The sequence below is a fragment of the Chitinophaga sp. W3I9 genome, assembly GCF_050434025.1.
Taxonomy (GTDB): domain Bacteria; phylum Bacteroidota; class Bacteroidia; order Chitinophagales; family Chitinophagaceae; genus Chitinophaga.
Genome location: NZ_JBNPWC010000001.1, coordinates 5256894 through 5279733, shown reverse-complemented (window position 1 = coordinate 5279733; position 22840 = coordinate 5256894). Strand labels below are relative to the sequence as shown.

Sequence of the window (22840 nt, the reverse complement as noted above, 5' to 3'; positions counted from 1 at the left end):
ACGACTGTAATTTTTTTTATCCACGTATTGAACTGGTTTTATCGACCAATCGGAGATTCATTATGCACCAACTGCCAATAATTGATCTGGCTGTAATCGCCATTTACCTGCTATGTATGATTGGAGTGGGGGTATGGTTTTCACGGAAAAACAGGAATGCGGCACAATTTACCACGGCGTCCGGAACTATACCGGGCTGGGCTTTGGGGCTTTCTTTATATGCCACGTTTTTAAGCAGTAATACTTTTCTCGGCGTGCCGGGAAAATCATTTGGCAGTAACTGGAATGCTTTTGTGTTCAGTTTATCTATGCCGCTGGCTGCTTTTATTGCGGCAAAATATTTTGTGCCATTTTACCGCCGCAGCGGGGAAGTGAGCGCATACACACACCTGGAACACCGGTTTGGCCCATGGGCAAGAACCTATGCGATGGTTTGTTTTATCCTGATGCAGCTGGCGCGGATGGGCTCCATCTTTTTTGGTGTGGCGCTGGCACTGCAGGCACTTACGGGATTGGAAATGCGTACTATCATGACCGTTACGGGAGTATGCATCATTATATATACGGTGTTGGGTGGTATGGAAGCGGTGATATGGACAGAAGTGCTGCAGGGTATTGTGAAAACTGCCGGCGCCGTAGTGATCCTCTGGCTGGTGATTACAGGTATGAACGATGGGGTGAAGGATATCTGGAAGATAGGAATGGCAGATGGAAAATTTTCACTGGGTAGTTTTTCCCTGCGGGATTTCAGCACTTCTACTTTCTGGGTGGTGTTCCTGTATGGATTTTTTATTAACCTGAATAACTTTGGTATGGACCAGAACTATGTGCAGCGCTACCATACTGCCCGTTCAGAAAAAGAAGCGTCGCGCAGTATATGGCTTTGTGTGTATTGGTACGTACCGGTGAGCATGGTGTTCTTTTTTATTGGCACTGCCTTGTATGCGTATGCGCAACAGCACCCGGAACTGCTGCTGGCGCTGAAACAGCAGGTGGCGGCAGAAAGGCAGGTGCCGGTTGCATCGCTGCAGCCAGCCGATTACGGCGATAAGGTATTGCCCTGGTTTATGGTCGCCAAAGTGCCGAAAGGGCTCATGGGATTGATCGTAGCAGCCATCCTTTCTGCGGCGATGAGTACCGTCAGCAGTGGTATGAACAGTACTGCTACTGTTTTTCTGAAAGATATTTATCAGCGGTATGTTGATCCAAAAATCACGCCTGCAAAGGAGATGCGGGTGTTGTATATCGCCACTACCTTATCGGGTTTGCTGGCTATTGGTTTTGGTATTTCGATGATTGGAGTGAAGAGTATCCTGGACATGTGGTGGGAGTTGTCTGGCATATTTGCGGGAGGCATGCTGGGATTGTTTTTGCTGGGCATTATCTCCAAAACAAAAAATGCCACGGCCGTTACCGCTACCATCATTGGTATTGTAGTCATCCTGTGGATGTCGTTATCAAAGTATCTCCCCGCCGGGTTAGTCAGCCTGCGCAGCCCATTGCATGCGCATATGATCATCGTGGTGGGAACGTTATCAATATTCCTGGCGGGTATGCTGCTATCGCGGCTGCAACGCTTTAAAACTTCCTGATTATTTAAACCCGTTTGTTATGCAAAAGAAATTTGTACCGGTGATGATCACCCCTTTTAATCTGAAAGCACAGATTGACCATGACATGGTGGAGCACCTGGTAGATTTTTATCTGGACGCCGGCGTAAAAGGTTTTTTCGCCAATTGCCTGTCGTCCGAAATGTACAGCATCAGCGAGGATGAGCGACTGGAGCTCACCCGTCACGTAGTGCAGTATGTAAATGGCCGCGTGCCGGTAGTGGCTACCGGGTCCTTTGGTCTTACGATCAAAGACAAGGCGTTGTTTACACAAAAGATCTATGACACCGGTGTGGATTCCGTGATTATGATCACCGGGCACTTCGCGAACGTAGACGAACCGGATTCCGTACTGCTGCAAAGATTCGAAGAACTGTTTTCTCTTACCGGCAATATACCCTTAGGATTATACGAATGCCCGGCGCCTTATAAACGGGTGATTACGCCGGAGATCCTGCAAACCTTACTGGCTACCAACCGCCTCATTTATCACAAGGATACTTCCTGCAAGGTGGAAAACGTGCGCGCCAAACTGGCCGTGACAGCGGGAAGCCGGCTGGAGTTCTACGACGCCCATACGCCTAATGCGGTAGCCTCTATGCAAATGGGCGCAGCAGGCATGTCGTCTATCTCCGGAAATTTTTATCCTGAAATATTGGTATGGCTGTGTAATCATGTAAATGATGAAAGCCGGCAGGAAGATGTGCATTGGATACAATCGGAGTTACAAAGAGTAGACCCGCTGATCCACATAGCTTACCCGCTGAGCGCAAAATATTTTCTGCAGTTAAGGGGCATTCCGGTGCGTACTATCAGCCGCGCGCATGCGCTGGAGCTGACGCCGGAACAGAAGGAAACCTTGCAGCAGATTTACCGTGATTTTAAAGGCTGGTGCGAGCGTTTACAGATCCGGGAAGTGGTGTCGGCGCCTTTGCCCTCACATTAAATCGATGTTATTTCTGACAGGAAGTTATGACGGCAACCGGCCAATGTGTAGTTTAGAGAAAGATCCTTATGCTAATTCACACAATAGATGTCAAGCAGCCCATACAATCCTCAGCAAAATGAACAGCTCCTGTGGGTCCGGCTCTGTAGCGGAGACCGGGACGCCTTCGGAGAAATATACCGGCGCTACTTTCCGTTGCTGTTCCGGTACTGTATCCGGTTTACAACAGACAGGGCGCTGGTAAAGGACATGTTGCAGGACTTCTTCTCGCAGTTATTTGCGCAAAGGGCCGGCCTTTCGCTTCCTGTCAGCCTGAAAAGCTACCTGATGGTATCCGCCAGGAGAAAGCTGTTCAGGTACCTCGACAAGTCGGCCCACGGCCCCGCAAGTCTCGACGAAGGCGCCGCCTCCACTTTCGCCCTGGAACTTTCCCCGGAAAGTATCCTCATCAACCGGCAGCACAGTGAAAACACCACCCGGCTACTGCAACAAAAACTAAACGCCCTTACCCTCCGCCAAAAGGAAGCCGTATACCTGCGCTTCTACGAGGGCCTTTCCTACGAGGAAATCGCCGATATCATGGTATTGAAAGAAGTAAAGTATGCCCGCACCCTCATCTACCGGGCCATCGCCGAACTAAAAGAGCTGCTCGCACAGGATGAAGCCGCACTGATGCTGCGGTAACGCGGATTTTGTCTTTCCCGCTGATTACGCTGATTATACTGATTTTGGGGATTTTACTTTTTGGATTTTTATGATTTTATAAAGGAGAAAGGGAGATATAAGCGTATATAGCCGCTTATATTTCCCTTTGCTATTAAATCAAAGAATCCAAAAAAATAAAATCAAATTAATCATTAAAATCAGCGTAATCAGTGGGAAAGACAAAATCCGCGAAAAAAGATCCATTTCTGTGAGGGTATTTTCCGCATCCGCGTCTCTAGTTATTGTACAAGGTGTTTTTTTATGAATTATAGTGAATTTGAGGCAGCAGATTTTGCTGCGGATGACTTATTCCGTGCCTGGGTGCTGGAGGATACTGCTGCGGCCTTCTGGGAAAGCTGGATAGCGGTACACCCGGAGAAGGAGGCGGTATTGCAGGATGCCCGCGCATTGGTGCTGGCACTACGGTTCCGTACCAACGAAGTAAGCATGGAAGAAATGGAGGCTGTGAAAGCGCAGATAGACCTGTTGCTGGACGAACCCGTTATTAAAAAAAATAACGTAGTTGTCCGCAGGCCGTGGTACTACGCACTGGCTACCGCTGCTGCTGTGCTGCTGTTTGCCGGCATATGGTATGCACAGGGAAGTGAGCCATCCGTTGAAAACATTTTTGTTCAGACCGGCTTTGGTGAAACCAAAACCCTGCAACTGCCCGATGGCTCTATTGTACAGCTGAATGCCAATTCATCTGTTTCTTATCCCCGCAAATGGACAAAGGAAAACGTAAGGTCAGTTACGCTCAATGGTGAGGCCTATTTTAATGTATCCAAATCTCCCGCCGGGCTGCATCCTAAATTCCGGGTATTGATGCCACAGGTAACTATTGAAGTAAAAGGAACTGCCTTTAATGTATATCACCGTCATGATCAGGTGAAGGTATTGCTGGAAGAAGGGAAGATTGTGGTGAACGACAGCCTGGATATGAAACCCGGCGATATGATGTCTTTTTCGCCGGGAGAACATCACCGGCTGCAGGCAGATCCTGTGCAACTCACCGCCTGGAAGCAACGCCGGCTCCTGTTCAGGGATACGCCGCTGATAAGCGTTGCGCAGCAGCTGGAAGATATATATGGTTATAAGATCCAGTTCGGGAATAAGAAAATGGAAAGCCTGTTATTCACCGGCTCTGTGCCTGCTGATGATCCCCCGATGTTGTTGAAAGCGATAGCCACCGTGCATCAGCTGAAAATCAAACAAGATAATTCAGTCATCATTTTTGAATAAGGTTTTTAAAATTTACAGTTATGCAAAAGAGCTTTACGAAGCTTTATGCTCCCTGGAGAGCGATGCTGTTGTTGTTGCTGCTGCTGAACACCGAAACCAGCGCACAGCAATTAATGGTAAGAAGCGGAGATACTCCGGGGGAAGCAGGAACCATCCCACTCCGGCAAATGCTGACCAACCTCGAAACAAGGTTTAACATCAGCTTTAATTATTCGCCCACACAAGTGGCGGATAAATTTGTAGCGGGGAAACAACTCCGTGTTACCGGCAGCAACCTGGAAGCACAGTTAACGAAAGTGCTTACACCACTGGGTTTGCAGGCGGTAAAATTAAGCGATCATGATTATGCGATCCGCCCTGCCGGCGGAGAAGCAGGCGCCACAAAAATGCAGGAAGTAATCGTAAAAGGTATGGTAACCGATGAAAGCGGTGTAGCCCTTCCCGGTGTAAGCGTGCATGAAAAAGGCACCTCTAATGGTACGGCCACTAACGTAGATGGACAGTTTACCATCAAAGTAGCCGGCAGCAATGCCGTTCTGGTATTCCGTTCTGTAGGCTACCAGTCAAAAGAAACGGTGGCTGGCAACGGTATGCTGCAGGTACAGCTGGCGGCTACCATACGCAGTTTGGATGATGTGGTAGTTACCGCGCTTGGTATTAAACGCCAGGAGAAAGCACTCGGTTACTCCATCGCCACGCTGAAAGGCGACCAGGTGAGCACCGTAAAAGAAGTAAACATTGCCAACGCTTTAGCCGGTAAAGTAACCGGTGTAAACGTAAGAAGCACCAGCTCCGACCCGGGCGGCACCTCGCTGGTTACCATCCGCGGCCAGAGCAGCCTGGAAGGCTATAATCAGCCGTTGTATGTAGTAGATGGTATTCCCATTGCACCGGCGGTGCGTAATCCGAAACAGCCCGTAGGACAGGTAGTAGTGGATTATGGCAGCACCATCTCGGATATCAATCCCGATGATATCGCCAGCATCTCGGTGCTGAAAGGCGCCAGCGCTTCCGCTTTATACGGCTCCCGCGCTATCAACGGTGTGATTCTCATCACTACCAAATCCGGCTCAGGTACTACAAAAGGTTTAGGCGTTTCCGTTAACTCCAGCGCGATGTTTGATCAACCCTGGCTGTTCCCGAAATTCCAGAATGAATTTGGTTCCGGCGACCGTGAAGGTTCTGATGAAACTATTTCTGACGCTTCCTGGGGACCACGACTGGATGTAGGCACCAAACACGTACAGTGGAATAGTCCTTTGGATGCGAACGGACAGCCGATTCCTACCGACTGGGTATCTTATCCCGACCGGCATAAGGATTTCTTCCGCACCGGATCTACCTTCACCAACAACATTGCCATCACCGGTAATAACAAGGATGGTAACTTCCGGTTGTCGTTTACCAACCTGAAAAATGAAGGTATCATTCCCAATACTGATCTGAAAAGAAATACGCTCAACCTTGCGGCAGGATATAATCTGAATCCCAACATTAAGGTGAGTACCAATATCGGCTATACGAAAAACAGCAGCGGCAACCGGCCTACTTTTAACCGGGGAAGCGTGAGTAACATCGTATATACCACCACGCCCAACGTGGATATCAGGCAGCTGCGCAACTACTGGCTGCCCGGAAAGGAAGGATTGCAGCAGTTTTCACATGTGCCGGGATCTACGGATAACCCTTACCTGGTGGCATATGAATTTATCAACGGGTTTGACCGCGACCGTATGACCGGTAACGTGGAATTGAATATCCAGATCACGAAAGACCTGTCGCTCATGGGCCGCACGGGAATGGATCTTTACTCTGAAACCCGCGAAAGTAAACGGCCTTTCAGTGCGGTGAAAAATCCAACCGGCGCCTATGCTTTTGAAACAGAATTTTTCAGGGAACAGAATACCGATTTCCTGTTAAGTTATAAGAAGAATATCAACTCAGATTTCTTTGTATCTGTTTCCGCAGGGGCCAACCGCATGAATCAAATCACCAAAGGCTCCGGCCAGAAATCAGATGCGCTGGTGATACCCGGCCTGTATAATATTGCGAACGCCAAAGCAGGTTCGGTGGTAAATAGTTCTGGCAGGTATACCAAACGGATCAATAGTGTGTATGGAATGGGACAGGTGAGTTTCCGTAACTACGCATTCCTGGATCTGACGGCACGTAACGACTGGTCCAGCACATTGCCGGCAGGGAACAATTCCTATTTCTATCCTTCAGCTTCCCTGAGCCTGATTGTATCCGATATGCTGGGTATTAAATCGGATGTGTTGTCTTTTGCAAAGATCCGTGCCAACTGGGCGCAGGTGGGGGGCGATACCGATCCCTATAATTTGTATAATACCTTCAGCTTTGGGCAGGACTGGGACAAAACGAAATTGGCGAATATCAGCAACGTGCTGAAAAATAACCGGCTGAAACCGCTGATTGCTACCTCGCATGAATTCGGTGCGGATGTTCGTTTCCTGAAAGGAAGAATTGGCATCGACTTTACTTATTATAACACCGTGAACCGTAACCAGATCATCAAAATACCAGTGACAATGGCCACCGGGTATTCCAATATGGTTACCAACGCCGGTAAGATCCGGAACAAAGGTATTGAGATCGGGTTGAATGCAACGCCGGTAGCAGGGCCGTTCCGCTGGGATCTGCAATTAAACTATACCCGTAACCGTAATAAAGTGCTCAAGCTGATAGATGGCTTGAACAGCTACCAGTTAGGCAGTGCCGAAGGTATCCGGTTCCTGGTAGAAGAAGGCGCTGAAATGGGCGACATGTATGCGCAAACCTGGGCTACTGTACCGGATGGAGAATTTAAAGGACAGCCTTTATTGAGTAGCGAAGGTGGTTACCAGCAGTTAAATGAGTATGTGAAGATAGGTAACTATAACCCCGACTTTATGTTGGGTATTAACAACACCTTTACCTACAAGGGATTTACCCTGAATGTACTGATCGACTGGCGCCAGGGCGGCAACTTCTTCTCTTATGTGGCAAAGAACCTCTTGAGCGATGGCCGTACACAAACCACTATTCCCGGCCGTGATCCGAAAAGCGGTGGCCTCGCCTGGAAAGATGCAGATGGCAACAACCGTACAGACGGTATGATCCTTTTCGGTTATATAGATGACGGAAATGGGAAGTATAAGCTCAACGATAATGTTACCGATCCGGAGAACTATTATGGTGAATACTACTGGAGTTTCAACGGCCGGTCTACTTTCGACGCCAGCTATGTAAAGCTCAGGGAAGCTTCTCTTACCTATACTTTCTCAAAGAAAACACTTGGTAAGCTGCCACTGGGAAATCTGAGCGTATCACTGATTGCACGCAACCTGTTTACCTGGACTGCCGCCGAACAGGGCTACGACCCGGAAACGGCCATGACGATCTCCGACGGTAGTTTCTCCCCGGGAGTAGCCAGCTGGGGATTGCCTTACACCCGTTCTTATGGCGCTAAGGTAGGTTTCAATTTCTAAACCAATAATTATATGGTTATGCAACGCATGCCTTTTAAATACCTGATACTGATCTTCGGCGTCCTCTTTGCATCCTGCGAAAAAGGATTGGAAGATATCAATGTGAATCCGAATGAATCGGAAGTGATCAATCCTGAATTCCTGTTATCCTCAGTGCTGATCAATACCGCTTACGATTATCAGAAAGAAGCTTACTTTGATAAGCCCGCTTCCGCCGGTCGTTATATTACCATGGTGCGTAATGAGGGAAATGATAAGTTCGACTGGGGACCTCAAAGCTGGGATGGATACTATTCAAAGCTGTCATCCAACCGGGAGATGATGGACCTGGCAAAGAAGCTGAATGCACCGCAGTATGTAGCTGTAGGCAAGGTGCTGGAAGCTTTTAATTTTGCATATGTCACCGATCTGTTTGGCGACATCCCTTATAGTGAAGCGTTGCTGCTGAAGAGTCAAACACTGGCCCATCCGAAGTATGATCCGCAGCAAACCGTATACCCTGCTTTACTGCAAACATTGAAAGAAGCAAATGATGAGCTGTCTGCCGTTACCGGTAAGATAGATACTTTAGCAGATGTGATGTATAAGGGTGAACCGCTGAACTGGCGCAAGTTTGCCAACTCGCTGCGTTTGCGGATGCTGTTGCGTATTTCCAAAAGCTATCCAACTGCTTTTACAGAAATGCAGCAGATCTTGAATGATAAAAGCAAATATCCCATCTTTGAAAGCAATGCAGATAATGCGGAAATTATTTACCAGGGTGCTGTGAGCGCCAATAGCTGGCCAGGCAGCCCGCTGGGAAGTTCCTTTGATGAATTTGATAAGCGCAAGCCCAGCAAAGAAATTGTAGCTGCTTTATTGCAACGCAATGATCCCCGCCTGAAGGTATGGATAGCACAGGTTGATTCGTTGACCAAATGGACAACAGATCCCAATCCCTATGTCGGCGTACCCAATGCGATTCCTGCACCTTATGATTATAATGGGGGTAAGTATCATATTTCCCGCCTTTCTTCTTTGTTCAGCAGTCCCAACGGGTCTATGCTGAAGGCCAGCATGCTTACCTACGCGGAAGTTTGTTTCATCCTGGCAGAATGCGTACAGGCAGGAAAAGTAACGGTGGCGGGTAAAACAGCGGAAAGCCTGTATTATGATGGCATCCATGCCAACATGAAATTTTATGGTGTAGACCAGACAGCTATTAATGCCGGTTACTTTGATCAGGCATCTGTGAAATATAATGGTACGCTGGAACAGCTCATTGGCCAGAAGTGGATTGCCGGTTTCCTGAAAGGCGCGGAAGCATGGTTTGATAACCGTCGCACGGGCCTGCCTAAGTTTGTACTCGGCCCAATGGCATCCACTACGGTGCTGCCTAAACGGTATATTTATCCCACCGGCGAAAGAGATACCAATGAAGAACAGTACCAGAAAGCACTCACCGTATTTGGAGCAGATAAACAAACCACGCTGATGTGGTACCTGAAGTAAAAGCTATGAAGAAAATATTGATAAGCGGGTGGCTGCTGGCCACCTGCTTTTTACAACAAGTATATGCCCAGCGTTTGCGGCCCGACAGGATTGTATTAAATGTAACAGCCGACCCTTCCCGCTCAGCGGCTGTTACCTGGAGAACGGGTGAGGCGGCAGCGGTCAGCTATGCAGAACTAGCGCCGGCAACTGCCGATCCGCGTTTCACGGCAACGGCTACACGGTATACTGCTGTTACTACGCCGCCTTTCGCAGATTCCTTACCGGTGCGGTATCATCACTTTACTTTCGATCACCTCCAACCCAATACCAATTACGTGTACCGCGTAGGGCAGGAGAACGACTGGAGCGAATGGTTTTCTTTTCGTACGGCAGGATTGCCCGGTGAACCCTTTTCGTTTATTTACCTGGGAGATGCCCAGGCAAATATTCTTTCCATGTGGTCAAGGACCATCCGGAAAGCCTGGTCCGTGGCGCCGGATGCGCGCCTCATCATTCATGCGGGCGACCTGGTGAACAGGGGCAATAATAACAATGAATGGCAGCAATGGTTTGAAGCAGGGGGTTTTATTCACAGCACAGTTCCGGGTATGATGACGACCGGTAACCACGAATACTATGAAAACGCCGCAGGTCAGGATGTGCCTTCTGCCTTCTGGCGGCCGCAGTTTACCTTGCCGGAAAACGGCCCGGCCGGTTTGGAAGAAACCTGTTACTATACCGATGTGCAGGGCATGCGTTTTATTTCGCTTAATTCACAGGAAGTGGAAATATCCGATACGTTGCTGGTCCGTCAAAAGGTATGGCTGGAACAGCTGCTGAAAAATAATCCCAACCGGTGGACGGCCATCACGTTCCATCACCCGGTACTGTCGACCAAGAAAAGCCGCAACAACGAGCGGCTGCGTGAAAACTTTAAGCCACTGTTCGACCGGTATAAAGTAGACCTGGTACTCCAGGGACATGACCATACCTATGCCCGTGGACGCGACGGCAACAAGGGACCGGTATACGTAGTGTCTGTAAGCGGACCCAAAATGTCGGAGATAGATCCGCAGCCGTGGATGACCCGCACCGGCTCTTATACGCAGCTGTTCCAGGTGGTGGATGTTAAGCCCGCGGTGGTTTCTTTCCGCGCCTATACGGCTACCGGCGAATTGTATGATGCTTTTGACCTGGAAAAACAAGCCAACGGAGAAAATCTCCTGAAGAATACAATGAAATAACCGTCCTGCTATTCCTTTTTTTACAATCATCAGTTTATGAAATAATGAGAGGATTCCTGATCATATTATTTTTCATTCCGCAACTTTGTGCCGGGTCTGTATTGCCACCCGTAACCATTGTGTCAAAAGATAAACAGGTTGCCGCGCAGGTATTACAGGAAGAAGTGAAACGCCGTACCGGCCTTGTATGGCCCATCACAGCGCAGGCGCCGGAAAATGGCATGGTGATCATCTTTCAGACAAAGCCATGTGCGCCGGAATCGTATCATATCCATAGAACAGGCCGCATTATTCTCGTAGAGGGAGATGGCTCCCGCGGATTGTTATATGGGGCGGGCTATTTGCTGCGTATTATGCAGTACCGCCAGAAGGCGGCGATGTTGCCGGAGGAGATACATGCAGACGCCACACCAGAGAAAGGAATCCGCGGTCACCAGATCGGATACCGCAACCTGGCCAACTCCTACGACGGATGGACACCGGAGCAATATGAACAGTATATCCGTGACCTCGCCATCTTCGGGGCCAACAGTATAGAAGCGATTCCGTTTATGCCGGCGTCGCCGCATTTCACCGTTTCTTCCAACGAGATGACCCACCGGATCAGCGGGTACTGTAAAAAATACGACCTGGATTTTTCGGTGTGGACACCCGCAACGTTTGACCTGAAGGATACTATCAAGAGGCATCATTTCCTGATGCAGTTTGATACGCTGTTCCGCGAGACAGTGCGGCTGAATGCCGTATTTTTTCCTGGCGGAGATCCCGGCAACAACGCACCGCAGCTGGTGCTGCCGCTGCTGGAGGAGTTGGCGGTTCCGTTAAAGCAGTATCATCCGGAAGCCTCCATCTGGTTATCGCTGCAAGGCTACGATTCCACGGAATGCGCTTTCGTTTATTCGTATATCCATCAACATAAACCATTGTGGCTGGGAGGCATTGTAGTAGGGCCGTCCAGCCCTTCGCTGGAAGATACCAGGGCAGCTTTGCCGGCGCAATACAAGATCCGTCACTACCCGGATATTACCCATACTGTTCGCTGCGACTATCCCGTAGTATGGTGGGACCCGGCATTTGCGTTTACCCTTGGCCGTGAACCGGTGAACCCGCAGCCGGTATATTATGCAAACATTTACCGTTTTATTGTGCCTGATATGGATGGCTTTATCAGCTACTCCGATGGCGCGCATGACGATATTAATAAGATGCTCTGGAGCATGCTTGGGTGGAATAGCAAGGCCGATGTGCGGGAGATGATGATCCAGTATGCCAATTACTTTTTCCCTTCTGCCTCACCGGAATTAATAGCAGACGGGATCCTGGCGCTGGAAAAGAACTGGGAAGGACCGGTAGCGGATAACGGCGGTATAACAGCCACGCTTACACTGTGGCAACAACAGGAACGGCTACACGCAGAGTTGGCTGGCAACTGGCGCTGGCAAATGTGTTTGCTGAGGGCGTATTACGATGCGTATACCCGTGAACGTGCCATCCGGGAGGCCACGCTGGAAGCGGAGGTCAACCGCACCTTGCTGGAACATAAGGGCAATGAGATAGCCAACGCCGAAAGGATATTACAACAGGCAGATCAAAATGTGAAGCTGCAATGGCGGGATCGTATTATAGCATTGTGCGACGACCTGTATAAATCGGTATCCCTGCAAACCAGTGTGGCAAAGTATAAAGCCGCCGGGCCGGAACGCGGGGCGGTACTGGATTTCCTGGACCGGCCGTTGAATAACCGCTGGTGGCTGGAAGATAAGTTCCGTTATATTAAAACGCTTCCTTTAGCAGAACAGCGCAAGGCGCTGGATACTTTGGGGAGATGGGAAAATCCGGGGCCGGGCAGTTTCTACGATGATATTGGCAATGTATCGAAATCGCCGCATGTAGTCCGGAAGGAAGACCTGCACACGGATCCGCTGATGCGCCGCAGTGATACGCCGGGTTTCGACTGGTGGGAGGGTGGTTACAGCCGCCAGCGGTTGTCGTGGATGGTAAGCCTGCGCTGGCCTTCAGCCATGCGTTATGATCACCTGGATACTACCGCGCATTACGTAGTAAGAATAACGGGTTATGGCGAAAGCCTGCTGCGGGCGAATGGCGTATTGCTGAAACCATCTCTTTATAACAAAGGAACAGGAGAGATAAAAGAATTTCCCGTACCTGCTGATATCAGCAAAAGCGGCACACTGCTGCTGACATGGGATGATATCAATGAAGAACATTTAAACTGGCGACAACATTCAAGGGTTGCAGAAGTGTGGCTCATTAAATTATAAAATTATTATTGGGATGAAGAAAATAGCTTTCCTGGCAGCAGCTGTGCTACTGTCGTGCTCCGCCCGTGCCGCGTCTGACCAGCCTTTTATACAGGCGGTTTCCGTTAAGTACAACATTCCGCAGGGACTGGAGCTGATTAAAGTAATCACCGACTATAACGATAACGTGCAGGTGCTTACGAAGCAAGGCTTTTATCGCCTCAGCGGAAACGACCTGGTGCGCGATCTGCGCTTCCGCCCACTGGCACAGAAGATCCCCGTGGATGTTACCACGCAGGAGGGAAGCGGCCATTTGTATTATCTCTACGCAGATAAATGCCTGACCAACGGATATGCAGGTATCCCGTATATTAATCTCCCGCAGGGGAAATTTAACCGGGTGGCGGTAGATGCTGCCGGTCGTATGCTGTTGTCCGGCAAGGATGCATTAGCCATTGGCAACAATGGAAGGCTGCAGGAGCTGCCGCTGATCCCGGAGGGGGTGCAACGGATGGAAGCCAACGGAGGTACTTTCTTTATCTTAACCAATAAAGCGGTGTATGCGCTGAAAGATCAGCGTTTTGTGGTGGTGCATACGGTGAAATATGCTACTGCCATGGCTTTCAAAGGAAATGATATCCTGCTTGGTACGGCGAATGGCTACTACAGTATTAACCGCAATACAGGTGATACGAGTATGCCGTTGCAAACACGTGTGCCCGTTCCCGTTATTAATGAACTGCTGGTGACGAATGGGCATATCTGGGCTGGTACCGGCGTCGGCGCTTTTATGCGCACTGATTCCGGCACTTACCGCTACTTCGCCTCCAAACGCTGGCTGGATCAGGATATGGTAAAAAGTATGGCTGCCGACAGCCATGGGGATGTGTATGTACTCACCGGTACCGGTCTTAATAAAATTGCTTTTATACAACAAACACTGGCGCAGAAAGCGGCCTACTTTGAGCGTAAGATACGCGAGCGGCACATCCGCTATGGCTTCATTGCCAACCTTCACCTGAACCCGCCGGGAGATGTGGGATCAGCTGAAATGGCGGATACGGATAATGATGGTTTGTGGAGCAGCTTTTATCTCGGCAGTCAGGCTTTCCGGTATGCGGTTACCCATGATCCAATGGCTAAAAGATATGCCTGGGAAGCTTTTGAAGCATTTGAAAGAATTTTATCGATCAACCAGTTAACAGGTTTTCCTTCCCGGACATTTGAAAGAAAAGGATATAAAAATTCTGATCCTGAAAGATGGCGCGACTCACCCGATCCCGAATGGGAGTGGAAAGGCCATACCAGCAGCGATGAGTATGTAGCCTATATCTGGATCACGGCGATATTACATGAAATGGTGGCGGAAACGCCGGACGAAAAAAAGCGGGTCACTGCTTTTATTGATAAGATCATGACACACATTGTGGATCATAAGTATACGATGGTGGACATCGACAACAAGCCCACACTGTGGGCGCGCTGGAACCCGGAGTACATCAACTGGTACCCGACCACCATTGGCGACCGGCGACTGGGCAGCACCACTATCATTGCGGGTTTGCAGCTGGCGTATCAGCTGACCGGCAAAGAAAAATATAAAACAGAAGCCTATAAGCTGCTTAACAGGCACGGCTATCTGAAAAACATACAGATCGACTACCGCACTATCAAACCAACACCGGGATACCTGCACCAGGGAATTGATATGGGCATGGGCGACTGGAATCATTCTGATGATGAGATGGCCTTTCTTACTTATTGGGTGCTGTATAAATACGCCTTCACGGATGAGTTGAAGGCACAGTATAAAGGCGCTATCCGCAATCACTGGGAAGTGGAGCAACCGGAAAAGAATGCCGTATGGAATCTGATTGCGCTGGCTACCTCGGGCGATTACGACGCCCCGGCTACTACCTGGTGGCTGCAAACTTTCCCGATGGATTTGATCACCTGGAAGGTTACCAATTCAAACCGTAAAGACATTACACTGCTTCCTCCTAATTTCCGGCATCAGTACACGGAAGTACTGCTGCCACTGGATGAACAGCCGGTGCATCGTCATAATGCCAATGCCTTTACCCTGGATGGTGGCGGCAATGGTGAATCCGAGCTGGCGGGAGATGAATATTTGCTGCCTTATTGGATGGCGCGTTACCTGAAAATACTGGACTGATTTAAAATATGAAACAGATACAACAACTTTATGCAGCGGGCATCCTGGTGTTGCTGGTGGTTACCGCAGCCGCGCAGGCGCCCGCATCCAAACCAAGGATTGTAGTGGGCATGATGGTAGACCAGATGCGTTGGGACTACCTGTACCGGTATGCCGCAAGGTATGGGAATGGTGGCTTTAAGCGCCTGTTGCGCGAGGGTTTTAAATGTGAGCAAACGTATATCAATTACGCGCCCACGGTAACGGCCTGCGGGCACACGTCGGTGTATACCGGCAGCAGCCCGGCGGTGCATGGCATCGTGGACAACGACTGGTACAGCCGCGCGTTGCAGCGATCCGTGTATTGCACGGAAGATAGCACCGAAACCACGGTAGGAGCAGAAGGGAAAGCAGGGAATATGTCGCCCCGCAATCTGCTGGTGTCTACTGTTACAGATGAGCTGCGGCTGGCGACCAATTTCAAAAGCAAGGTGGTAGGCGTTGCGTTGAAAGACAGGGCCTCTATTCTTCCTGCAGGTCATACGGCCAATGCAGCTTTCTGGTATGATGGCAAGTCGGGTAACTTTATTTCCAGCAGTTATTATATGAAAGCATTGCCGGAATGGGCGCAGCATTTCAATGAACAACAGTTGCCCGTGAAATACCTGGCAAAAGGCTGGGAAACACTATATCCCATCACCACCTATACACAAAGTGATGCGGACAATAAAGACTATGAAAAATCATTCGGTCATGAGACAGCGCCGGTGTTTCCACACACTTTCACCGGCAGGGAAAAGAATTCCATACGCACCACCCCTTATGGCAACACGCTTACTTTTGCCTTTGCCAAAGCAGCCATTGAAGGCTATGGCCTTGGCGCCGGTATGGAAACAGATTTTCTTGCGGTGAGCTTTTCTTCTCCCGACGCCGTGGGGCATCAGTTTGGACCTAATTCAATCGAGGAAGAAGATCTATACCTGCGTCTTGATAAAGACCTGGAAGCATTCTTCACTTATCTTGATAAAAGATTCGGCAAAGGCAACTACCTCTATTTTATCACCGCAGATCACGGCGTGTCACAGTCGCCTGGCTTCCTCGAAGAGCACCGGCTGCCCACCGGCCTGCTGGATGCAGACATTGTATTGAAGGATATTAATACTGCTATCGCTGAGCAATTTGGCGTAGCAAAAGGCGTCGTAGCTTTATCGGCCTACCAGTTATACCTCGACCGTTCCGCCTTTGCGGCGCGGAACATTCCGCTGCAACAGGTTATCGCATTAGTAACGGAGAAGCTGAAAGCAACTCCCGGTATAGCCGATGCCGTTAGTTTGCATGATCTTGGTACGGCTGCATTGCATGAGCCTTTACGCACCATGCTGATAAATGGGTACAATAAGCAGCGCGGCGGTGATGTGATCCTGCTGATGCAGGCCGGCTGGAAAGATGGAGGCCGGAGCGGCGCCACACACGGCTTATGGTATCCTTATGATGCGCATATTCCGCTTGTATGGATGGGCTGGGGGATAAAGCCGGGTAGCACCTACCGTACCACCGGTATGACAGATATAGCGCCTACCGTGGCGGCATTGCTGAATATCCAGGTGCCCAGTGGGAATATCGGGGAGGTGATTTGGGAGATGTTTAGGTAGGTTTGGTGTTGATTGGCGATATAACGGACAGGAGTAACAGTTACCTCAAGGTTACTTCTCCCATGCTTCAGCCTTGCGTATATCCTGGAGTATCCATGCGCTATCAATACTGTTAGCATGCACTCCCCATGCACTCCCCATGCACTTCTGATGCACTCCCCATGCACTATGAATACACTATGCCCCCTTAAAGCCGCTCCGTAAGCTTCACCGTTACGGTATCCCCGGCTTCTTTTCCCAATAGCTTTCTCAGTTCCACTTTTACCGGCAGCTTATGGGTGCCGTCGCCCAAAGCCATAAACGAGCTTTGAAAAGGGTGGTTGTCAATGGTGCCTTTTACCTTTACCAGGCCACGGGTGCCGAAAAATGCCACAGAATCCGGCCATATTACGTAAGTCCAGCCACCGGCATTGGGGCTTTTCAGTAGTGTTGCGCTAAACTGCTTGTTCAGCTTGCCTTTTGCTGGTTTTTCTTTTACAGTTGCCATGTGAATATGATTTTGTAAGATAAAGGTAGCGCTGTTACCGTGATGCGAGGGTGGGTTAAAACGACATTCTTGAGGGCGATATGCGACAATTGTGAAAATAGGAAATCAAATGTTTAATTTGTGGCAGTTAAATATACAATTCTACATGTCTTACCTGAAGGTTTGTTGCCTCTTACTTGTTTTTTATCAGTCCGGGACTGACACCCGGCACATCATGGAGCGGTACCGGAAAATCAATGCCGGTATCAGAACGTACCGCCAGGTAGTGATAGATACAGAGGAACGAAGTACAGAGGGCGGAGCGGTGACAGGCTATTTTTCCGGAGATAGCATTGTGCTCATTGTAGAGGATGTGTATGGGGAGATGGGAAAAAAGCGGACCGAAATCTACTACGATCAAGGGACGCCGGTATTTATTTATACACGGGATTACCATTATAACATTCCGATGTACGACAGCTCTTTTAGCAGTAAAAATATCAGGATAGAAGAAGACCGGGCTTATTTTCAAAAAGGCAACATGATCAAATGGATCAATAAGAGAAAAGTCCCGCTCACTAAGCGGGACCAGCTCTTTACCAACCATGAGCAACAGGTACTAAAATATGCAACGCGTTTGCATACCCGGCTTAACCCTTCATCACTCCACTCAACGGTTTCCGGCTATCGGCCTTTCCGGCAGACATGGCAGTTAAGCTATCCAGGAATGTAACGGTCAGTTTATCTCCTTCAAAAACACATTGAATCCTGTCGCCGTGCAGCGTTTCCACAAAGCGCAGGTTCAGTTGCAACGTATTATCATTGATCCAGGTGGCGGTGCCGGCTACTTTGGTGGGCTGATGATTTAATCCCACTTCCGGAAATTTATAGTGCTGCCGTTCTTTGCTCAGTACCCATTTTTCCCAAGCTAAACGGATACTGGCTAGGCCTTCGGTTGTTTGGATAGTCCAGGTGCAACCGGCTGGTGAGAAATCGAACTGCATGGTGGTGGCGTTAAAATCGTTTTTATCCAGTGTCCAGGTTTTGCGCTGGTACCGGGAAGCAGTGTCTTTAGCCATGTTGCCGGTTACCACGGGCAAGGCTAAACGACCCAGCGCTGTTTTGAGTGCCGCCTGCTCTGATGGATTGTCCGGCAGCACGGTGTCGTGCAGTGCGGGGAGCAGGTGTTCCCAGATGATGTTGAGGGATTGCTGCATATCGGCGGTTTGACTGGTCACAGCCAGCACCGCATCTTTATCAGGCATTACGATGCAATACTGTCCGAAGGCGCCATCGCCGCGGTAGGCGCCGTGCCTGCATTGCCAGAACTGGTAGCCATAGCCCTGCGCCCAGTCGCCATTACCTTCCTGGGAGGAGGTTTGGTAGCCGGTGGCATCTTTTACCCAGCTTTCGGAGAGGAGTATTTTGCCATTCCATTTTCCTTTTTGCAGATATAGCTGCCCCAGTTTGGCGATATCTGTTGTTTTAACGCGGAGGCCATACCCTGCGGTATTCAGTCCTTGTGGCGAGGTTTCCCAGTCGTACCCGGTAATGTCCAGCGGCTCAAACAGGCGGGGACTGAGGTATTGTTCCAGGGTTTGCCCGGTGATGGCGTGGAGTATTGCGCCCAGCATATAGGTGGCGCCGGTGTTATACAGGAAATGAGTGCCGGGTTCAAATTCCACTGGTTGTTCCAGGAAAGTTTGTACCCAGGTTTTATTTGATTTAAGCATGGGTGGCAGGGTGTCCGCGCCATTGCCGGTGTTCATGGTCAGCAGGTGTTTGACTGTCATTTTCTGCAGGTTAGGCGACGGAGTAGCCGGTATGTCTTTTGGGAAAAACGACACCACAGTACTTTGGATATCCAGTTTGCCTTCCTTTATCAGCATGCCGATCGCGGTGCTGGTAAAGCTTTTCGACAAGGAGTACAACGAGTGCGTAAATTCGGCCGAGTAAGGATTCCACCAGCCCTCGGCCACAATATGCCCGTGCCTTAATAATACAAAGCTATGCCAGCTGATGCCGGAAGCATTGGCAGCTTCGATAAAAGAGAGGATGCCGCGGGACGATACCCCCTGTGATTCAGGAAGGGCGTGCGGCAGCAACACGGAAGGGCGCCATAGCTGGCCAACAGGGCCCAGCACAGGAAGAAACCCGATCCCCGCGAGGCCAAGCCCCGCATTTTTAATAAAATGTCTTCTGGATTGCATTGAGTTCATGGAAATTAGCGTGAAACGTGGAATGATTAAATAAATTTACATCTTACTGATAGCTGTTATACCACTGGTGCTGCATCTTCCGAGGCTTTGCGCCTGCCGGCTATAACCTGCGCTATAACAAATACAACTCCTTCACCTGTCAGTATTAACAGGTAGTGCAGCGAGCTGGTTTCATATTTTCCTGACACCCAGAAAAACAGCAATGCGGAGAATGCGCATACGGTGCCGGTTAATAACAGGATCCATTTGGCAAACACCATTTGTTGATATGCCTTGTGTACTTCGGGTGTGGAGGGCGTTACGCCTGGTTTTATTTTATTCAGCAGGTAGCAGTTTTCCATTACATCAAACAACCACGCGATGAGCTGAAGCCATGCCAGGCATTCAAAAAATATTTCGCCGGCAGGCGTCATTTTATTTGCCACCTGAATGCATAACAAAAAGATGCTGCCATAAAAGGCAGGCATAAAAAGGAAGTCGACCCACAGCTGTCCGCGGAGGGCTGAAAGCGTACGTGATTGCTGCGGGGCGGGCAATGCGTAGATCCCTTTGATCAGCTCCGGAATCTCTTTGGAAGAAGCAGGGAACTGCAGATCGATGATACTGAACTTGCGCACCACTACATCCATGAGGTAGAACTGACGCGCCTGGCGGAGCATAATAAAAGCGGTGAGCAGCAACAGTGCCGCAGAAAAACATAACCAACACCATGCATTTGAAATAACAAGTTCCATATTTATTTTTTGAGTTGGATTTGAAGATCGGTACGGTCGTTTTTATAGGTTTCCCAGTCGAAGTTTCTTAGAAATTCACAGGCCGCTTTGGCGCCAAGCACAAACATGTCGATTTTATCTTTATCAGACAGGAAAAAGTTGAGCCAGTTGTACTGATCGGACGACAGGTCCACTTTTCCCACGCCGCGCTGATACACTTCATTTTTAAGCAGGAAGTCTTTATCGTAATAGTTGCGGATAGTATTAAACATCCGCCCGAAATACCCGGTGAGCGACCAGCTGAAGGCATTTTCCTGTTTGTCGGCGGGCTTGCTGTCGTCCAGGTCGATGCCAAAGGAGGGCAACCTCGGCACCGTTACGTTGGGATTAAAAAAGATGCTGATCGGGAAATTAGACAGGATGCCCCCATCTACAAAGCGGGCAGTGGAAGGCGGCTGCGTGATACCGAAAAACTTTTTCCACGCGTCTTTGATCCGGATGTCGTTTGCCGGAATATCATTGATCATATAAGATTCAAAGAAGAGGGGAATAGACATGGATGCGCGGATGAATCCGGCAGGGGAGAGTGTATCCACATCCGTGCGGAACAGTGAGCACATGGCAGGGAACTGGATCTTATTTTGCGTAACCAGTTCGGAGGCAATAAAGGTGACATCTCCTTTCAGTTCTTCGAGTCCGCTTTGATTAGGTACGCGCAGTTGCAGCGCCGGGCAAATGGCCGCTTTCCTATTCAGATCGCTCACCGTAGCCACCTGGTTCTCCAGCAGCAACCGTTTGATCCAGTCATAAAAAACATCTCCCGGATTTATTCCATACCCTGAATTCTTCAGTCTTTTAAAAAGATCAATCAGATAAGAAACACCAATGCCAATCACCAGCGATAAAAATCCGCTGAGAATAAAACAGATGCCGGTCCATACATACAGCGCGGGATATTTGTTGCTCAATCCCACCAGCACCACGTCACCCACTATCAGTAATGCAAATGCCGCCAGTACCACCAACAGCTTATTTTTGGCTTTATCGATATAGTTTTTCCGGGTAATAAAATTTTTGATCAGCGTGCGTGCCGCGGGATGTCCATCTACCAGGGAAAAGAAATCCAGGTCGCAGATGGCCTGTAATACTTCCGCTGATTTTTTATCAGATTTATTTTTAATCACTGTAATCAGCGCCGTATTAATGGCTCCAGCGCTGGTACCGGCCAGCCGGAGGAAACGGATACCCATTTCTTCCAGGATATAGGTATATCCTACGAGGGCAATGCCAAATACGCCGCCGCCTTTCTGTACCAGGTTTACATATTGATGACCATCGGCATCCAGCACGTCAGAAACGATGAGGGGCCTGCCACCACTGGCAGCAGGATCAAAAGTTTGCTTTAAACTTTCCAGCTCCGCAATCACTTCGTGGTGGTGAATAAAATCGGATACGGTTAATTTAACAGGGTTTTTCGGCGGCATAATGTTATGTATAAGGGGTATCCTTCTAAATTAATCATTTTTTTGATTTTTTTCATTCCGGCATAAGGTTGCAGAATCGTTGCTGATCGACTATATTTATCTGTTATTATTTTTCCACGTTATTCAAATGCTCCTTATGCACCGGTTGGTCCTGTTATTCATTATTGGTTGTTGCGTATTCACCGGGCCTCTCCTGGCGCAGGAGATGTCTGAAAAGGCAAACCGGTTTATCCGGTTGCTCAGTAAAGCGCAGCAGGCACAAACACTTTTTCCTTTCGATACCGGTGAACGCTATCATTTTGCGTATGTTCCCCGGGACGACCGGAAGGGTATTTCTGTAAATGAGCTGAACCCGGCGCAACGAAAAGCGCTCATGGATTTATTGAATACGGCGCTGAGTGAAACCACCGTGAAAAAGGTGAATGATATCATGCAGCTCGACCAGGTATTGAAACAGCTGGAACACCGGGAAGAGAACGATCATTACCGTGACCCCGGCAAATACTTCGTCACCATTTTTGGTGTGCCTGCCGCCAATACTATCTGGGGCTGGCGGTTTGAGGGGCATCATGTGGCATTTAATTTTTCGGCAGATAAAAAAGAACTGGTAGCGGGCACCCCGGCTTTCCTGGGCGCTAATCCTGCTATTGTACTGGACGGACCACAAAAAGATAAGGAAGTACTGAAAGAAGAAACAACACTGGCCTTTGACCTTGTGCATGCCCTGTCGCCAGCGGAGTTGCAGAAGGCGCTGGTAACCGCCAAAGCGCCTGCTGAAATCATTACGGGCAACAGCCGCAACGCCATGATTGCACACCCGGAAGGCATCCGTTTTAGGGAGTTGAGCCCCGCACATCAGCAATTGTTACTCCAGCTCATTAACGTATATGTGCATCGCTTCACCAAACTGTTCGCCGATAAAATGCTGAAGGATATCCAACAAGATGGTTTGGATAACCTGTGGTTTACATGGGCCGGAAGCACAGTACATGCCTTGGGCAATCCTTGCTACTACCGCATCCAGGGCCCCGGCCTCATTATCGAATACGACAATACCCAAAATAACGCCAACCACATTCACACCATCGTACGGGACCTGAAAAACGATTTCGGCGGCGACCTGCTGCTGGAACATTACAGGGCAGCCCATGCGAGATAATGCAGCGGAGGTTGTCTTTCTCA

16 protein-coding genes are annotated in these 22840 nt (G+C 49.3%); 12 read left to right on the top strand and 4 right to left on the bottom strand.

Annotation, left to right across the window (positions count from 1 at the left end; translation table 11 throughout):
- Positions 1–62 precede the first annotated feature (62 nt).
- The 10 genes from QFZ51_RS21370 to pafA all read left to right on the top strand — a co-directional run bounded on the left by QFZ51_RS21370 (position 63) and on the right by pafA (position 16776).
- Positions 63–1592 carry a sodium:solute symporter gene (locus QFZ51_RS21370; protein ID WP_429048697.1) on the top strand — a complete coding sequence of 510 codons (1530 nt, stop codon included), beginning with the start codon at positions 63–65 and terminating at the stop codon, positions 1590–1592.
- Positions 1593–1611: 19 nt separating this feature from the next.
- A complete protein-coding gene (locus QFZ51_RS21365) occupies positions 1612–2556 on the top strand; it encodes a dihydrodipicolinate synthase family protein (protein ID WP_429048695.1) in 945 nt (314 codons plus the stop codon).
- 87 nt (positions 2557–2643) lie between these two features.
- The gene (locus QFZ51_RS21360; RefSeq protein ID WP_429048693.1) at positions 2644–3240 is read left to right on the top strand and encodes an RNA polymerase sigma factor; all 597 of its coding nucleotides are present in this window, start codon (positions 2644–2646) and stop codon (positions 3238–3240) included.
- Positions 3241–3522: 282 nt separating this feature from the next.
- Positions 3523–4503, top strand: coding sequence for a FecR family protein (locus tag QFZ51_RS21355; protein WP_429048692.1), 981 nt, complete (start codon positions 3523–3525; stop codon positions 4501–4503).
- Between the two features lie 20 nt (positions 4504–4523).
- Entirely contained in the window at positions 4524–7991 is a 3468-nt protein-coding gene (locus QFZ51_RS21350; RefSeq protein WP_429048690.1) for a SusC/RagA family TonB-linked outer membrane protein, read from the top strand.
- Between the two features lie 12 nt (positions 7992–8003).
- The gene (locus QFZ51_RS21345) at positions 8004–9482 is read left to right on the top strand and encodes a SusD/RagB family nutrient-binding outer membrane lipoprotein (RefSeq protein ID WP_429048688.1); all 1479 of its coding nucleotides are present in this window, start codon (positions 8004–8006) and stop codon (positions 9480–9482) included.
- A gap of 5 nt (positions 9483–9487) precedes the next feature.
- Positions 9488–10708: a fibronectin type III domain-containing protein gene (locus QFZ51_RS21340; RefSeq protein WP_429048686.1), complete on the top strand. Its 1221-nt coding sequence runs from the start codon at positions 9488–9490 to the stop codon at positions 10706–10708.
- Positions 10709–10752: 44 nt separating this feature from the next.
- Entirely contained in the window at positions 10753–12990 is a 2238-nt protein-coding gene (locus QFZ51_RS21335; protein ID WP_429048685.1) for a glycoside hydrolase family 20 zincin-like fold domain-containing protein, read from the top strand.
- Between the two features lie 13 nt (positions 12991–13003).
- Complete coding sequence (locus QFZ51_RS21330) at positions 13004–15145, top strand: hypothetical protein (protein WP_429048683.1); 2142 nt, start codon at positions 13004–13006, stop codon at positions 15143–15145.
- A gap of 8 nt (positions 15146–15153) precedes the next feature.
- On the top strand, positions 15154–16776 hold the full coding sequence (gene pafA, locus QFZ51_RS21325; protein WP_429048682.1) for an alkaline phosphatase PafA: 1623 nt from the start codon (positions 15154–15156) through the stop codon (positions 16774–16776).
- A 187-nt stretch (positions 16777–16963) separates the two neighbouring features.
- Here pafA and QFZ51_RS21320 read toward each other — a convergent pair whose 3' ends face one another.
- Positions 16964–17263, bottom strand: coding sequence for a DUF1905 domain-containing protein (locus QFZ51_RS21320; RefSeq protein ID WP_429048680.1), 300 nt, complete (start codon positions 17261–17263; stop codon positions 16964–16966).
- 145 nt (positions 17264–17408) lie between these two features.
- Between QFZ51_RS21320 and QFZ51_RS21315 the strand changes: the two genes are divergently transcribed.
- The gene (locus QFZ51_RS21315; protein WP_429048678.1) at positions 17409–17975 is read left to right on the top strand and encodes a hypothetical protein; all 567 of its coding nucleotides are present in this window, start codon (positions 17409–17411) and stop codon (positions 17973–17975) included.
- Here the strand turns inward: QFZ51_RS21315 and QFZ51_RS21310 are convergent.
- The 3 genes from QFZ51_RS21310 to QFZ51_RS21300 all read right to left on the bottom strand — a co-directional run bounded on the left by QFZ51_RS21310 (position 17893) and on the right by QFZ51_RS21300 (position 21658).
- A complete protein-coding gene (locus tag QFZ51_RS21310) occupies positions 17893–19452 on the bottom strand; it encodes a serine hydrolase domain-containing protein (RefSeq protein WP_429048676.1) in 1560 nt (519 codons plus the stop codon). The genes QFZ51_RS21315 and QFZ51_RS21310 overlap by 83 nt on opposite strands.
- Positions 19453–19517: 65 nt before the next feature.
- Positions 19518–20195 carry a hypothetical protein gene (locus tag QFZ51_RS21305; RefSeq protein WP_429048674.1) on the bottom strand — a complete coding sequence of 226 codons (678 nt, stop codon included), beginning with the start codon at positions 20193–20195 and terminating at the stop codon, positions 19518–19520.
- A 2-nt stretch (positions 20196–20197) separates the two neighbouring features.
- On the bottom strand, positions 20198–21658 hold the full coding sequence (locus tag QFZ51_RS21300; protein WP_429048673.1) for a patatin-like phospholipase family protein: 1461 nt from the start codon (positions 21656–21658) through the stop codon (positions 20198–20200).
- Between the two features lie 136 nt (positions 21659–21794).
- Between QFZ51_RS21300 and QFZ51_RS21295 the strand changes: the two genes are divergently transcribed.
- A complete protein-coding gene (locus tag QFZ51_RS21295; RefSeq protein ID WP_429048672.1) occupies positions 21795–22817 on the top strand; it encodes a DUF3500 domain-containing protein in 1023 nt (340 codons plus the stop codon).
- The last annotated feature ends 23 nt before the right edge of the window (positions 22818–22840 follow it).

Excerpts from the sequence above, each read along its gene's own strand:
- QFZ51_RS21370 (WP_429048697.1), top strand. The coding sequence starts at position 63 with ATGCACCAACTGCCAATAATTGATCTGGCTGTAATCGCCATTTACCTG.
- QFZ51_RS21365 (WP_429048695.1), top strand. The coding sequence starts at position 1,612 with ATGCAAAAGAAATTTGTACCGGTGATGATCACCCCTTTTAATCTGAAA.
- QFZ51_RS21360 (WP_429048693.1), top strand. The coding sequence starts at position 2,644 with ATGTCAAGCAGCCCATACAATCCTCAGCAAAATGAACAGCTCCTGTGG.
- QFZ51_RS21355 (WP_429048692.1), top strand. The coding sequence starts at position 3,523 with ATGAATTATAGTGAATTTGAGGCAGCAGATTTTGCTGCGGATGACTTA.
- QFZ51_RS21350 (WP_429048690.1), top strand. The coding sequence starts at position 4,524 with ATGCAAAAGAGCTTTACGAAGCTTTATGCTCCCTGGAGAGCGATGCTG.
- QFZ51_RS21345 (WP_429048688.1), top strand. The coding sequence starts at position 8,004 with ATGGTTATGCAACGCATGCCTTTTAAATACCTGATACTGATCTTCGGC.
- QFZ51_RS21340 (WP_429048686.1), top strand. The coding sequence starts at position 9,488 with ATGAAGAAAATATTGATAAGCGGGTGGCTGCTGGCCACCTGCTTTTTA.
- QFZ51_RS21335 (WP_429048685.1), top strand. The coding sequence starts at position 10,753 with ATGAGAGGATTCCTGATCATATTATTTTTCATTCCGCAACTTTGTGCC.
- QFZ51_RS21330 (WP_429048683.1), top strand. The coding sequence starts at position 13,004 with ATGAAGAAAATAGCTTTCCTGGCAGCAGCTGTGCTACTGTCGTGCTCC.
- pafA (WP_429048682.1), top strand. The coding sequence starts at position 15,154 with ATGAAACAGATACAACAACTTTATGCAGCGGGCATCCTGGTGTTGCTG.
- QFZ51_RS21320 (WP_429048680.1), bottom strand. The coding sequence starts at position 17,263 with ATGGCAACTGTAAAAGAAAAACCAGCAAAAGGCAAGCTGAACAAGCAG.
- QFZ51_RS21315 (WP_429048678.1), top strand. The coding sequence starts at position 17,409 with ATGTCTTACCTGAAGGTTTGTTGCCTCTTACTTGTTTTTTATCAGTCC.
- QFZ51_RS21310 (WP_429048676.1), bottom strand. The coding sequence starts at position 19,452 with ATGCAATCCAGAAGACATTTTATTAAAAATGCGGGGCTTGGCCTCGCG.
- QFZ51_RS21305 (WP_429048674.1), bottom strand. The coding sequence starts at position 20,195 with ATGGAACTTGTTATTTCAAATGCATGGTGTTGGTTATGTTTTTCTGCG.
- QFZ51_RS21300 (WP_429048673.1), bottom strand. The coding sequence starts at position 21,658 with ATGCCGCCGAAAAACCCTGTTAAATTAACCGTATCCGATTTTATTCAC.
- QFZ51_RS21295 (WP_429048672.1), top strand. The coding sequence starts at position 21,795 with ATGCACCGGTTGGTCCTGTTATTCATTATTGGTTGTTGCGTATTCACC.